Here is a 13,170-nt window from a genome sequence, read left to right as displayed (position 1 = left end):
TAGGGCGGGCCCACGGCCGGTTGTAGAAGAGGAATCCTCGAAATCTTTTAAAATATCACGAAAAAAATCTTAATAAATCCGCCGCCCCTGCTGATCGGCAATTCCGCTTTTGCGATAGAAATACGTGTTGATTTGATCCCGCCATTCCTTGGCATGCTCCGCTTGCTCCGCCAATCGCTTGGCGACCTGCTGATGCAGCGGCTCTTCGATCAAGCCGGACAGACCAGCCCATAGCTCCACCAGCTTCTCGGCTCGTTCCACCCCTTCAAAATGGGTATCGTAAATATGCTGAATCACCGTCTTGCCGGATTGGAGCACGTGGGTGTACGGCACATGGTGGAAGAAGAGCAACAGCTCGTCGGGACAAGTCTCCAGCGTTTCGTATAAGCTTTGATTTGGCTCTACGTATTGCGAGGTATACCCCGTCCCCGTGGCTTTCGTCCGGTCAACACCGATCCCGTGGCAATCGGCAAAATGATACGTCCCCCACATCGAGTATTCATAGCCGTCGACGTTCGGGCCATAATGATGGTTCGGATTCACCATAAAGCCGATGCCCAGCGGAGCCGTGTAGCTTTCGTAAATGCTCCAGGAATCCATCAAAATACGAAGAATCACCTGGATGACCCGTTCGTCGCTCCCAAATACGAGCCGAATCCACTCCTCCGCAATCGCTTCGGAACTGAGGTCCGGATTCCAGGCCAGCCGCCCATAGCCATAAAGGTTCGCCTGTGCCAGCAGATGGCCGGTCCAGTTGGCGTCGTCCCCGATATTGGAAACCGCGGCGAACCCGCTGTAACGGGAACCATGCAGCGTACCGTCTACGATCCGTTTGACGGTTGAGCCCTCGCCCTTCAAATGGGTGTCGAAGTCCAGCACTTCTTTCCACTGGGGAACGAGGTAGCAGACATGGCGCTGCTGCCCGGTATATTCTTGCGTGATTTGGAACTCGATCATCTGGTTTGTCGCTGGCATCGCGCCCAGCAGCGGCGATACGGGCTCGCGCACTTGGAAGTCAATCGGACCGTTTTTGACCTGCAAAATCACGTTCTCTTTAAACCGTCCATCGAGCGGGACGAAATGATCGTAGGCGGCCCGTGCTCGATCCGTCTTGCGATCCCGCCAGTCCTGCTTGCAGTTGTAGACGAAGCAACGCCAAATCACAAGCCCGCCGTAAGGTTCCAGTGCCTCGGCCAGCATATTGGCGCCGTCAGCATGATCCCTGCCATACGTAAACGGCCCCGGCCGGTTCTCCGAGTCCGCCTTCACCAGGAACCCGCCAAAGTCCGGGATCGCCTGATAAATCTCGTCCGCGCGCTCCCGCCACCATGCCGCGACCTCCGGGTCAAGCGGATCGGCGGTGGATAAGCCGCCAATTTCCAGCGGAGCCGCGTAATTGATGCTAAGGAACAGCTTGATGCCGTAATTGCGGAAGATCTCGGCCACCTTCGCTACATCCGGCAAAAATGCCTTCGTAATCAGCCCGGTCTCGATCCGGTGCACATTGACGTTGTTGATGGAAATCGCATTGATGCCCGTCGAGGCCAACAGCCGCGCATAATCGGTAATGCGCTCCAGGTTCTTCGTAAACTGGTTATCTTCATAAAAAATCGAAGAACCGGCATAGCCGCGCTCAATACTTCCGTCCATGTTGTCCCAGTGATTCAGCATCCGCAGCCCATTCACCGGACGTTCCGAAATATTCAGCCCTTGCAGCGACTGTCCGCTCCCCAGGCGGCGCAGCAAGTCAAACACGCCGTACAATAAACCGGAGGTACTTTCCGCGCCAATGGCGATCCGACCGGAGCCCGGTTCATGCCGCAGGGCATACCCTTCCCGACCCAGCTTCAAAGCGGCCTTCCCTTCCGAGAACACCGCATCCAGGATTGGACTATGCCCCAACAACCCCAGCACAAAACAAGGGGTATCCCCCGCACTCTCGATGATGGAAATCTCGCGCTCCAGCATTTGGGATAAGCCTCTCGACAGCTCCTGAGCCGCAGTATGCGCTGCCGGTTCATCGGTGCCTTCGACGACGATGCCGCCAAATCGATTTAACTCTGCCTGTCTCTCCCCCGGCTCAATACTCCGGTATCGAAGCCAGGCATCATACCCAACTTCCGTCATTGTGGTTGATTTGTTCATGGAATCTCCCCCTGTCATCTCCATTGAAATAACGTTTCATTTTCGATCACATGCACCGGAAGGGTCGGGAAAGCCACGCGGAGCTTGCCGGCTAACCGCCTCATTCCAGGTGCTTCGCTGGGACCGTGGCCAAGGAAAATCATCGCCTTCTCCCGGCCTTGATAAACGGCGTCCCGTACATACTCGGGCGCTTCCCATTCCGGGCCTTCGCCGGCGATGATCAAGTCGACCTCTCCCAGCAGCGGGATTGCCAGCTCGCCGCCGCCCCGGTAGCCAACCAGCACTCCGACCTTCCGACATCCCATATCCGGATTGCCCGTGAATCGGATAAACGGAAGATTCAGCTTCCGTTTCAACAAGCTGACCAAATCCTTAAGGGTCGCTGCTGGCAGATCTAACACTGCGGAAGCCGGGCGATATTCCCCTACTGCATCCTGCCAACCGAGCTCCTCGATCAACCCGGCCGTAATGCCGTCCGGCGTCTCTCGGTGAATGCCGTCATGATACCGATAAATCGCAAGGTCCAGCTCCTTCAGTCGCTGCAGCTTATGCCGGGCAACGGGATCCTCTTCCAGCAACTTGTTCCCGTCCGGTCGATGGCTGTAAAATACCCCTTCATGCGAAATCAACAGGTTCGCTCCCAGCGAAGCCGCCTGCTCGATGGCTGCTTGCGTTGCCATAAACGTGACGGCGATTCCGCGCACTTGTGTCTCCGGCTTGCCGCAGACTAAACCGTCCACGGTAGGCTGGGCCGCTGTTAGCCGGTCCAGAACATCTTGGATGCGCAGCATCTATACCTCCCCCTTCCCTGGTAAAAATCAACCCGGAACGAGAATCCTGTTCCGGGCTGAAGTCGAATGTAAGTCTTATTCGTAAGCCATAGCTGCTTCTTTCAACTGCTTGTAGGCTTCTTCTGGAGTGATCTTGCCAAAGCTCAGCTGATCATGTACCAGAGGAAAGTCCTTATCGATATAGTTCGTCCAGCCCCCTGCACCGGCCGTCCAAGTTTGGCCGTCTTTCTCAGTAGCGCGGAGCAGCTCCATGCCTACCTTATCCACATCGCTCATGCTGGATTCCAGCGCTGCCGCGTTATCCTTGTTGACCGGCAAGCCCCGCGAGGTTTTCAGGATTTTCGAAGCTTCCGGATCATTGACGAACCAGTTGATAAACTCTACTGCCTCTGCCTTATGCTCGGAGTTGTCGGACACGGCCAGGTACATCGACGGCTTCAGCCAACCGCCGGCTTCCTCGGCTCGCGGCATCGTAACGAGCGCGTAAGCGCCTGGCTTGATGCTGTCCCATGCACCGTAGTTGTTGGAGAAGCTGTAACGGAACAAAATTTTTCCGGCAACCATCAGGTCCATTTGCGGATCGAACTCTTTGTCAGAGGAGTTGACGTCCGCCGGCGGTACTAACCCTTCGTTGCGCAGCTCTTCAAAATGCTTGGTCCATTCCAGGAAGGAAGCTTCATCGATGTTAAACTTCCCATCCTCCGTAATGACCGTTCCTTTGCCTTTACTATACTGATAAGCCGAGTACATGAAGTAGTTGGCTGCATAATCTTTTGTAAAATACTGACCGCTTGGCAGCTTGCCTTTCAGCTCCTTCGCCAGTGCGAAGAAATCATCCCAAGTCCAGCCGTTTTCCGGATTTTTGACGCCCAGCTTGTCCAGCGCGGCTTTATCATAAATCATCCCGAATGCCACCGAACCAAGAGGAACAGCGTATTGCGTTCCATCCAGTTGTCCGCCGGCTAACAGCTTCGGATCGATCTTCGATACGTCAACCCCATCCAGAGGAGCCAATTGCTTGCGGCTCGCCCAGTCCGGTGTCCAGCCTGGATCGAGTTGGATGATGTCCGGCGCATTTTTCGCCGCTGCCTGGGTTGACAGCTTGTCCAAGTAACCGTCCATCCCGGAGTATTCCGGTTCAAAGGTGACGTTCGGATGGTTTTTCGTGTACAAATCAAGGGCTGCCAAGGTGGCTTCATGCCGTTCCTGCGCCCCCCACCACATAATCCGCAGTTTCACCGGCTCACTGCCCGTGCTAGTTGCGGCATTGCCTTCCCCAGCCGCTCCTGCCGGTTTAGCTGCATTACCGTTCGTACCGCCGCCGCAGGCAGCCAGCGCCCCAACCATGGTAACCGCTACCAGCGTCGTCAGTAAACGCTTCCATTTAAACATTGATAACCCTCCCATTTAAATCGTAAATATCTGTTTACATCCTTTATAGTAACGACTCCAAACGGAAGTGGGTATGAGAGCAATGCACAATTTGTTTTAAAATTGCCCGAAAATGTTTATTCACCAAAGTCTGCCCTTTCCATATTAAAATAGGCTCCAATCCAACGTTTGCGACAGCCGTTCAATTAATTGCACGCCCGCAATGCTATTGCCTTTGGAATTGAGTGCGGGCCCGACCACACCAATCCCGTAACGTCCGGGCACAAGCGTCAAGATCCCGCCGGATACGCCGCTCTTCGCCGGAAGCCCAGCTTCGATGGCAAATTCCCCGGACCCGTTGTACATCCCGCAGGTGACCATAAACGTCTTGGCGATTTGCACATACCTTCTAGGTATCAGCGTCTTGCCCGTCAAGGGGTCCTTCCCGTCGAAGGCCAGGACCAGCGCCATCCGCGCTAAATCCGCGCAGCAGACCTTAATCGCGCAATGGCGGAAGTAGATGTCCAGCACCTCATCAACGCCGCAGCCCAACACTCCTTTATCCAGCAAAAAATAAGCGATTGATCGGTTCAAATGCGCCGTCTTCGATTCTGAAATGTATACTTGCATATCGTATTCCAGGTTGGGATTGCCGGCCAACTCGCGAAAGAAAGCCAAGATCCGCGCCGATTTCGCCTCCGCATTCTCCCCTTTAATCATGGAGGATACCACGATAGCGCCGGCATTAATTAACGGGTTAAACGGAATCGCCGGCTGCACCAACTCCAGCTTCATGATGGAGTTAAAGTGATCGCCGGTCGGTTCCATGCCTACCTTGGAAAATACCGCGGATTCCCCATGGTCCATGAGCGCCAGAATCAACGTGAACACCTTCGAAATGCTCTGCATCGTAAAACTGTCCTGGGCTTCGCCTGCGGAGATGGATCGCCCCTTGGCATCCAGGATATGAATCCCGAGCATATCCGGCTTCGCCTTTGACAGCTCAGGGATATACTCCGCAACCTTGCCTGCAGCGCTGGTTTCTCGGCACTCTTCCACCCACTTATCCAGGTGGAGCTTCAGTTGTTCCCATTCATTCACAGCCATGGTGAACCCTCCTGCATTTTTCTCTGGTAACCTATCTTACTGCTGATTGTTTAAGCGTTGTTTAGCCAAGCGGATCATTTCCTTGACCATCGCCCCGCCGATCACACCGCCAACCTTGCCGGCCTTCGCGGTCGTCAAATCACCGTTATCGCCTTCGCGGAGTGGAACTCCTAACGATTGGGCAACTTCATATTTCACGTCATCCGGCCGCTCTTGAGGTATATTGTATCCCTCATTCATCATGACTTCCGCCTTAAACCGGCTCAGGCGAAGCGCCGGGTCCGTCTCTTGACGGCCATTCCCGCCACTTCCCTTTGGTTGTACCATGGATATCCCCCGCTTTCAAGTGAGAATTATCCAATAAGATTCCCAGTAAGCGGTGAGATAAGTCATAGTCGGTTGATGTGATAAAAAAGATAATTTAAGCCGATAATCATATTTTATAAACGATATTTTTAAGGAAGGCATCAGTTATGAATTTGGACCAGTATCGTCCGATGATTGAAAAACCGCTTCGAGCATGCCTAAAGCCTACGCAGGAGATCGGCGTCATTCTGCTGTCCGCCGTACTTGTAGCAGTAGGGCTCAATTTGTTCCTGATTCCGCATAAACTATTGTCCGGGGGCGTCACAGGCCTTGCTTCCATCATCGTGTATTTGACGGGATGGAATATCTCGCTTGTCTACTTTTTGATTAATGTACCCTTGATAATATGGGGCTGGAAAGCGGTGGGACGCCGTTATATCGTGCTTAGCTGTATCTCTGTTGTCAGCACCACCTGGTTTATCTCCATCATCCCCGAGGTGAAAGTCACCCGAGATCCGATTCTAGCCGCGGTATTCGGCGGAATCATCTCTGCAGCGGGCATCGGATTTTCGCTGCGGGCTGGCGGCTCGACCGGCGGGTTTGATATTCTTGGATCCATCGTCACACGAAAAAAGGACGTCCCCATGGGGAACATCCTCTTTCTGCTTAACGGGCTCGTTATTCTAGCGCTTGGCTTTTTTCAAAGCTGGGATCTAGCCCTGTATTCAATGTTATCGACCTTCGTCAAAGGGAAAGTCGTCGATATGATCCATGTTGGTCATATCAAGGTCACCTGCTTCATCATTACGAAGCGTAAAGACGAGATGCTCTGCCAACTGCGCAAGCTGCATCACGGCATTACCTGCCTCAGTTCTGAAGGCGGGTATCACGAAGAGAAAAACTATACCTTAATGACCGTGACAACCCGATACGAACTAGCTGCCGTCCGGAAAGCTGTGGTTAGTACAGACCCTCACGCATTCATGAATGTGGTTCAATCCACGGAGATTGTCGGACGGTTCTCAAGGCCGGTTCAATAATCTTTACTTTTCAAGTTCATAAAATTTGTACAAGTCGTCCAGCATCAAATTGGCCGCTTTGATCCCGCCGGCGGTATTCCAGATCGCGTCGTCAACTTTGTAGGCTTTGCCGTTCTTGACGGCGCTTAGGTTCTTCCATAACGGATCGTTTGTCCAATCTTGCTCGGTTTGGCTCGCATTTCCGTCGCCGGTTTCGTAAGTGAAGTAGAAAATTCGGTCGGCCTCTACCTCAGGCAGCCGTTCTTTGGTGATTTCATCCACAAACGTATCTTTGGCGTTCAGTGTCATGGCGTTTCTGGCAATACCCAGCTGTTCAAAAATAATCCCCGAGAACGTGTTCGTATGGTAAACGCGGGTTTTCCCATCCATAAAGCGAACGACGGATACGGTTTCGTTCAATTTATCTCCGGCTTTAGCCTTAAAGTCTTGAATCCGTGCATCGAATTCAGCCAGCAGCTCATTGCCTTTATCGGTGAGTCCCAACGCTTCCGCATACAATTTGAAATTGCTCATCCAATTGCCGCGCAAATCCTCGGACATCACAGTAGGTGCAATCGCCTGCAGTTGTTCATATACCTTCTCCTGGCGCATCTTGTTCCCGATAATGAGGTCAGGCTTCAAGCCAGCGATCAGCTCAAGGTTCGGCTGGCTTTCCTCACCAACCACCGTTACACCCTCCATCTCGTCCTGAATATGCGGGTACCACGGATCCCCCAGCCAGGAGCGCACAGCGCCAACCGGCTTGATTCCCAGCGCCAACAGCGCTTCCGTACCTTCGTTCGTCAAAACCACAACTTTTTGCGGGGTGCCTGTGATTTCCGTTTCCCCCATCGCATGTTTAACGACCCGTTTGTCATCCGTCGTGTTATTCGTGCTGTTGCCTCCCGCTTGGTTCTCGGCTGCCGCACTGTTCTTGGTATCGGTATTGCCGGACGATCCTTGCGTATTACTATTCCCGCATCCCGCAACGACAAGTGCCAGCGCCATCACTGCGAAAGCCCATAAGGCAATGCGCCTGCGGTTCGTTTTTTTAGTATGAGTATTGTTCATTGTTCGTTCTCCCCTTTAGAAAATATGGCGTTCTAATTAAGTGATAATGATTATCATCTTCATGAATATAAGACATCCCTCTTTGGTTTGTCAATACAATTAAGAATGATTATCAGCCTCATTGACAGACTCTTCCCTATCTTCTAAGATTTAATGGTCATTATTATTTTTGATCTAGAAAGTGGGTAATCTAGTCCGATGAAAGGTTTAGGCTTGTTGATTTGCGCATTGGTATTAGCCGCTGCCGTCATATGCAGTATCAGCTTCGGCGTGACGGACATCCCATTTTCTACCGTCTGGGAATCATTTGTCCATCCGAACGGAAGCAATGAGCACTTGCTCGTTCAGACGGCTCGCGTACCTCGCGCTTTCATCGCTGCTGCCGTTGGTGCCTGCCTCGCCGTTGCGGGCGCATTGATGCAGGTCATTACCCGCAACCCCATCGCTTCGCCCAGCACGCTGGGCGTGAATTCCGGAGCGGCTTTCTTTATTATCCTGGCTTCGGGTTGGCTTGGCTTATCGGGAATACAAGCCTTAACCTGGGTCGCACTAATCGGAGCTGCCCTTAGCGGAGCGGTGGTGTTTCTTCTCGGAAGCCTGGGACGGGACGGAATGACGCCCATCAAGATTACGTTGGCAGGAGCTTCGATGGCAGCGTTTTTTTACTCGTTGACTCAAGGGCTTATGCTCTCCGACGGCAAAATGTTCGATCAGGTGCTCGTCTGGCTGGTAGGATCCGTGACTGGGCGCGGGACGGAGCAGCTTCTAAACGTACTTCCTTATATGGGGATTGGCATGGTTCTTGCCCTCTTGCTCGCTGGACAACTTAACGTGTTAGCTATGGGAGAAACCGTCGCGCAAGGGCTTGGCCAACGCACGGGCTTAATTAAAGCATTAGCTGCAGCAGCCGTCATCTTGCTTGCCGGGGGCTCTGTTGCCGTGGCTGGCCCCATCGCATTTGTTGGCATTATCATCCCGCATATCATCCGCCATTTTGTAGGGGCGGATCATCGTTGGATTTTGCCCTATTGCGCCTTGACGGGTGCCATCCTGCTCGTATCAGCTGACATCGGCTCCAGATACATCGCCATGCCAAAGGAAATTCCGGTTGGCGTCATGACCGCAATCTTGGGCGTTCCGTTCTTCGTATACATCGCTAGAAGAGGGGTGAAGAACTGATGGCCAAATCCAACAAAGCTGCATCGCTCTCTGTTCCTTCGTCTCTCCTGGCCAAAAAAAGGAGAATCCTGTGGATCTGCCTGCTCCTTGCTCTCCTATGTATCGGAATGATGATCATCAGCGTAGGGGTCAGCAGCCAATATCTCCCGCCGATGACCGTCTTGAAGGCCATATTTGGCATGGCTGAACCGGGAGAACAAGTGATTGTCGTGAATCTCCGTCTGCCGAGAATTTTTATTGCCGTGCTGGTTGGCGCTTCCCTGGCCGTAGCCGGTGCAATCCTGCAAGGCGTGATCCGCAATCCGCTTGCTTCCCCCGATGTTGCGGGAATAACTGAGGGAGCTTCGCTTGGCGCGATTTTGTTTATCTATGTGTTTCAGGGCACGATCTCGATCCATTGGATGCCGCTTGCATCAATTCTTGGCGCTTTCTTCATTACTGCGCTCTTATATGTATTGGCTTGGAAAAAAGGGGCCTCCCCGTTGCGAATCATCCTCATCGGGATCGGGGTATCTGCCGCGATCAAGTCGTTGTCGTTTATGCTGATCATCTCCGGACCGATGCAGCTGGCGAATCAGTCGCTCACGTTTATGACCGGCAGCATATATGGCGTCTCCTGGGATAACGATGTGCTGACGCTGCTGCCTTGGACGGCCGTGCTGCTCGTTCTAACTTGGCTGCAAGCCCGCCAGGTCAACATTCAAGCGTTGGGCGACGACATCGCCACCAGCGTAGGCTCCCGCGTCCAGCTGCAGCGCCTGTTGCTGATCGTGCTCAGCGTTTCGCTGGCAGGATCTGCAGTGGCGATTGGCGGGGCCATCTCCTTTATCGGGTTGATGGCGCCGCATATGGCCCGCAGGCTGACCGGGCCGTCCTTCTCCGGCGTGCTCCCGGTCAGCGCGCTGCTCGGCGCATTGATCCTGCTCGTAGCGGATCTGATCGCGCGTACGGCTTTTTTGCCGCGGGACGTGCCAGCCGGCGTGTTGACCGCCGCTATTGGTGCACCGTTCTTTATGGTGTTGCTGTATAAGAACCGGAACCGGTTCTAAATACGAGCAGGTTGCGTGTACTAGCAACCCGCATGTACTGCAACTTACGTAGACTAGCAACTCACGTATACTAGCAAATCGCGTGTAGTCACAGCCAGGGTGTACTAGTAACTCGTATGTACTTGCAGCCCCGGTGAACAAGTAACCCGCGTATACTATCAGCCCTTGTGCGCTTCCGGCCCTCTTTCTTAGCGGCCAACTGCAAAAGTGCATTTAAAAACGCGCTAAACCCACGGTTTGGCGCGAGTGAGATGCAAAAGTGCATTTGAAAAAGGAGATTTACCGCAAATCCGCTTCAAATACCGAAATTGAACTGCACTTTTGCATTTGAATCGGATAAAGAGAATGAACAAAAGCCGGTGCACCCCTCTCAGGGACGCCGGCTTTATTCATATCTAAGGTTTACGATCCAGCCCCACGGTACCGCTTGACACCGCAGTTCCAAGCGGTCAGGCCGATCGCCAGAAAGACGAGGCCTACCAGCGGGGTTAACCAAGCCATCCGCCACATCTCCTCGCGTTCCAGGAACAACGAAGCCGGATAGACGCCAACGAAGGCAAACGGCAATATCCAGGTCAGCAGCACTTGAATTGCGCGGTTGTAAATCGTCACCGGGTAGCGCCCGTACCCCTGCACGTTGTACATCAACGGCAAGATACCAGTCGGCGCATCCGAATAAAACGACAGGGACGTCAACGTCGTGTAGATCCCCGTATAAATTGCAACTGCGCTAATCGTAAACAGCAGCAACACTGGGATCGTCCACCACTCGAAGCTGAGCCCCAACTGCCCGCCGCTGATCAGCATGATGATGCACCCGATGATCGAGCCGACGAGCGCTGGCGGATCAACGTTTTCCAGGAAGATCTGGAACAGATTATACGCCGGACGCGTCATGATCCGGTCCATCTCCCCCTTCACGATATACCGCTCACTGAAGTTCCACAGGTTAACGAAGCAGCTAAACACGCCAAACGGCACCATAAAGAAGCCGTAAACGAACACCACTTCACTCTCGCTCCAGCCGCCCAGGCTGTTGGTGTGCATAAAGATCACAAAGATAAAGATCAGGTTCGTCGCCTGAAACAACAGGTCAGAAATGACCTCCACCCAAAAGTCGGCGCGGTAGGTCGTGCGGGTTTTCATGTAATTTTTCAAGTATTCGCCCATGAGGCCTAAGTAGTACATGCTTCCCTTAACCTCCTTGCACGAACAGGCGTTTCCGCGAAGCACGGTACAGCCCAATCATCGGAATGAGCAAAGTGAAAAACCAGACCACCTGAATGCCAAGCACGTTCCAAATCGAAGCGCCTTGAATCCGACCGGTAAAGACCGAACCCGGTAAATAGGTGATCGCCTGAAATGGCAGAAACGACATGATGCCGCCGAGCCAGGACGGGAACAGACTGATCGGAATGATCAGGCCCGAGAACAAATCAACAACCACCCGTTTCATGCGCATAAACCCTTCGTTATTTTCCACGAAAAAAGACATCAGTCCCGTAATCACGTTCAGCTGCGAATTGATCAGGAAGCTGAAGAACAGCATCACCAGGAACCCTGCCCAAGCGCTCAACTCGGTTGGCAGCTTGACCGGGAACAGCAGCATCGCAATCGCCATGCCGGGGATCATCAACATGATGAAGCGGAACATTCCTTCGCCGAAGCCCTGCATCATTTTGACGATAAGGTAGTTATAAGGGCGGATAAATTGAATCGCAATGCTTCCATCTCGAATATCCGTGGAGATTTCACGATCCAGGTTGTTAAAATAAAACGCCCGGGCCATCCAGGAAACGGCCAGGTAGGTCGTCATCTGCGAGGCGGTAAAGCCGCCAAGCTCGCCCCCGTCGCCGTAAATCGCCTTCCACGTAAAATAATAAACCCCAATATTCAGCGAATAGATCAGAATGCCTGAATAGTAGTTCACCCGATACGCCAGCATCGTCAAAAATCGGATGCGGATAAAATCGAGGTACGCCCCCCACTGGTTAGACATGGATAACCGCACCTTCTTTGCTCTCCGCCTCCGCTTCAGAGTCCGCCGGTTTATCCGCCGAGCCGGATTGATAAATGCTGCGGACGATTTCGTCGGTGTTGGTTTCGATGATTTTGATGTCGGTGATGTCCGCTTGGCCAACCACTTGACCCAATACCTCAGAGACACCGATATCCCGTGGAATCCAAACCTTGGCGTTCAGGTCGTTCTCCGCCGTCCAGATGACAGGAAGCGTCCCCGTCCAGCTCCGCAGCTGGTCCAGCTTGGTGGCCGTTCCAAACTGGAACAGTACCTCCTTGCCCGTACCCCAGCGGTCCTTCAGCTCTTCTAAGCCGCCGTCGTAAATGATCCGGCCGTCGTCGAGCATAATGACGCGGGAGCAGAGCGCCTCGATGTCCTGCAGGTCATGTGTCGTCAGCAGGATCGTTGTCCCGTGGTCGCGGTTCATATCCTTAAGGAAATCGCGAATCTCCGATTTGACGACGATGTCAAGACCAATCGTCGGCTCGTCCAGGAAGACGATGGACGGGTTGTGCAGCAACGCTGCGACCAGCTCACAGCGCATCCGTTGGCCTAGGCTGAGCTTACGTACCGGGCGGTTCAGCAGATCCTGCAGCTGAAGGCGTTCCACCAGCTCGTCTAGCCGTTTCTTGTAATCGGCCTGCGGCACCCGATAAACCTTGCGCAGCAGCTCAAACGACTCGATGACACCGATATCCCACCAAAGCTGGCTGCGCTGCCCAAAGACGACGCCGATATGCTGTACGAACTTCTCGCGCTCGGCGTATGGCACAAAGCCGCCAACCTTCAAATAACCCGATGTCGGCACCAAAATACCCGTGAGCATTTTGATGGTGGTCGATTTTCCGGCCCCGTTTTCCCCGATATATCCGCAGATCTCTCCCTCTGGAATCTGAAACGAAATATCTTTCACGGCGGCCACTTCGTTGTATTCCCGCTTAAATAAATCAAGAAAGGCCCCTTTGAGGCCTTCGCGGTTTTTCTGCACCTTATATGTCTTGCGCAAATCGCGCACTTCAATGGCAGCCATGGTATCCCTCGCTTTGTTGATTCAATTTTGAGTCCGCTAAAGATTATATAGTAACTTCCAACAAAGCACCACCCCTAAGGTG

12 protein-coding genes are annotated in these 13,170 nt (G+C 53.2%); 3 read left to right on the top strand and 9 right to left on the bottom strand.

All coding sequences use genetic code 11. The features are described from left to right. Positions 1–69 precede the first annotated feature (69 nt). The 5 genes from NSQ80_RS10070 to NSQ80_RS10050 form a co-directional block, all read right to left on the bottom strand. Positions 70–2,145, bottom strand: a complete 2,076-nt coding sequence (locus tag NSQ80_RS10070) for an alpha-glucuronidase family glycosyl hydrolase (RefSeq protein WP_339302130.1) — start codon at positions 2,143–2,145, stop codon at positions 70–72. Between the two features lie 14 nt (positions 2,146–2,159). Then, the gene (locus tag NSQ80_RS10065) at positions 2,160–2,936 is read right to left on the bottom strand and encodes a Nif3-like dinuclear metal center hexameric protein (RefSeq protein ID WP_339302129.1); all 777 of its coding nucleotides are present in this window, start codon (positions 2,934–2,936) and stop codon (positions 2,160–2,162) included. 75 nt (positions 2,937–3,011) lie between these two features. Then, complete coding sequence (locus NSQ80_RS10060; protein ID WP_260069965.1) at positions 3,012–4,328, bottom strand: extracellular solute-binding protein; 1,317 nt, start codon at positions 4,326–4,328, stop codon at positions 3,012–3,014. A 144-nt stretch (positions 4,329–4,472) separates the two neighbouring features. Next, positions 4,473–5,414, bottom strand: a complete 942-nt coding sequence (gene glsA / locus NSQ80_RS10055) for a glutaminase A (RefSeq protein WP_009223232.1) — start codon at positions 5,412–5,414, stop codon at positions 4,473–4,475. 36 nt (positions 5,415–5,450) lie between these two features. Then, a complete protein-coding gene (locus tag NSQ80_RS10050; RefSeq protein ID WP_009223231.1) occupies positions 5,451–5,741 on the bottom strand; it encodes an alpha/beta-type small acid-soluble spore protein in 291 nt (96 codons plus the stop codon). A 146-nt stretch (positions 5,742–5,887) separates the two neighbouring features. Between NSQ80_RS10050 and NSQ80_RS10045 the strand changes: the two genes are divergently transcribed. Next, positions 5,888–6,760 carry a YitT family protein gene (locus tag NSQ80_RS10045; RefSeq protein ID WP_009223230.1) on the top strand — a complete coding sequence of 291 codons (873 nt, stop codon included), beginning with the start codon at positions 5,888–5,890 and terminating at the stop codon, positions 6,758–6,760. A gap of 3 nt (positions 6,761–6,763) precedes the next feature. Here NSQ80_RS10045 and NSQ80_RS10040 read toward each other — a convergent pair whose 3' ends face one another. Beyond that, a complete protein-coding gene (locus NSQ80_RS10040) occupies positions 6,764–7,810 on the bottom strand; it encodes an iron-siderophore ABC transporter substrate-binding protein (RefSeq protein WP_260069964.1) in 1,047 nt (348 codons plus the stop codon). A 198-nt stretch (positions 7,811–8,008) separates the two neighbouring features. On the opposite strand from NSQ80_RS10040, the gene NSQ80_RS10035 reads away from it, so the two are divergent. Both NSQ80_RS10035 and NSQ80_RS10030 read left to right on the top strand, forming a co-directional pair. Beyond that, positions 8,009–8,989 (top strand): iron ABC transporter permease, encoded by a 981-nt coding sequence (locus NSQ80_RS10035; protein ID WP_009223228.1) that lies wholly within the window; start codon positions 8,009–8,011, stop codon positions 8,987–8,989. Continuing rightward, entirely contained in the window at positions 8,989–10,038 is a 1,050-nt protein-coding gene (locus tag NSQ80_RS10030; RefSeq protein ID WP_323076518.1) for an iron ABC transporter permease, read from the top strand. The genes NSQ80_RS10035 and NSQ80_RS10030 overlap by 1 nt, the downstream gene beginning before the upstream one ends. A gap of 402 nt (positions 10,039–10,440) precedes the next feature. Here NSQ80_RS10030 and NSQ80_RS10025 read toward each other — a convergent pair whose 3' ends face one another. The 3 genes from NSQ80_RS10025 to NSQ80_RS10015 are packed head-to-tail and all read right to left on the bottom strand — an operon-like array spanning position 10,441 to position 13,088. After that, positions 10,441–11,226 carry an ABC-2 family transporter protein gene (locus NSQ80_RS10025; RefSeq protein WP_339302128.1) on the bottom strand — a complete coding sequence of 262 codons (786 nt, stop codon included), beginning with the start codon at positions 11,224–11,226 and terminating at the stop codon, positions 10,441–10,443. 7 nt (positions 11,227–11,233) lie between these two features. Next, positions 11,234–12,037, bottom strand: a complete 804-nt coding sequence (locus NSQ80_RS10020) for an ABC-2 family transporter protein (protein ID WP_323076517.1) — start codon at positions 12,035–12,037, stop codon at positions 11,234–11,236. Continuing rightward, entirely contained in the window at positions 12,030–13,088 is a 1,059-nt protein-coding gene (locus NSQ80_RS10015; RefSeq protein WP_260069961.1) for an ABC transporter ATP-binding protein, read from the bottom strand. Before NSQ80_RS10015 ends, NSQ80_RS10020 begins: the two co-directional genes overlap by 8 nt. Between the last annotated feature and the right edge of the window lie 82 nt (positions 13,089–13,170).

The organism is Paenibacillus sp. FSL K6-2441 (assembly GCF_037964765.1).
Lineage (GTDB): Bacteria > Bacillota > Bacilli > Paenibacillales > Paenibacillaceae > Fontibacillus > Fontibacillus phoenicis.
The sequence above is the reverse complement of the archived record's forward strand: the minus strand, read 5'-3'. Positions and strand labels throughout refer to the sequence as shown.

What these genes read in the sequence shown, in the direction of transcription:
- NSQ80_RS10015 (WP_260069961.1), bottom strand. Translation starts at nt 13,088, where the DNA reads ATGGCTGCCATTGAAGTGCGCGATTTGCGCAAGACATATAAGGTGCAG.
- NSQ80_RS10035 (WP_009223228.1), top strand. Translation starts at nt 8,009, where the DNA reads ATGAAAGGTTTAGGCTTGTTGATTTGCGCATTGGTATTAGCCGCTGCC.
- NSQ80_RS10045 (WP_009223230.1), top strand. Translation starts at nt 5,888, where the DNA reads ATGAATTTGGACCAGTATCGTCCGATGATTGAAAAACCGCTTCGAGCA.
- NSQ80_RS10025 (WP_339302128.1), bottom strand. Translation starts at nt 11,226, where the DNA reads ATGTACTACTTAGGCCTCATGGGCGAATACTTGAAAAATTACATGAAA.
- NSQ80_RS10020 (WP_323076517.1), bottom strand. Translation starts at nt 12,037, where the DNA reads ATGTCTAACCAGTGGGGGGCGTACCTCGATTTTATCCGCATCCGATTT.
- glsA (WP_009223232.1), bottom strand. Translation starts at nt 5,414, where the DNA reads ATGGCTGTGAATGAATGGGAACAACTGAAGCTCCACCTGGATAAGTGG.
- NSQ80_RS10040 (WP_260069964.1), bottom strand. Translation starts at nt 7,810, where the DNA reads ATGAACAATACTCATACTAAAAAAACGAACCGCAGGCGCATTGCCTTA.
- NSQ80_RS10050 (WP_009223231.1), bottom strand. Translation starts at nt 5,741, where the DNA reads ATGGTACAACCAAAGGGAAGTGGCGGGAATGGCCGTCAAGAGACGGAC.
- NSQ80_RS10030 (WP_323076518.1), top strand. Translation starts at nt 8,989, where the DNA reads ATGGCCAAATCCAACAAAGCTGCATCGCTCTCTGTTCCTTCGTCTCTC.
- NSQ80_RS10070 (WP_339302130.1), bottom strand. Translation starts at nt 2,145, where the DNA reads ATGAACAAATCAACCACAATGACGGAAGTTGGGTATGATGCCTGGCTT.
- NSQ80_RS10060 (WP_260069965.1), bottom strand. Translation starts at nt 4,328, where the DNA reads ATGTTTAAATGGAAGCGTTTACTGACGACGCTGGTAGCGGTTACCATG.
- NSQ80_RS10065 (WP_339302129.1), bottom strand. Translation starts at nt 2,936, where the DNA reads ATGCTGCGCATCCAAGATGTTCTGGACCGGCTAACAGCGGCCCAGCCT.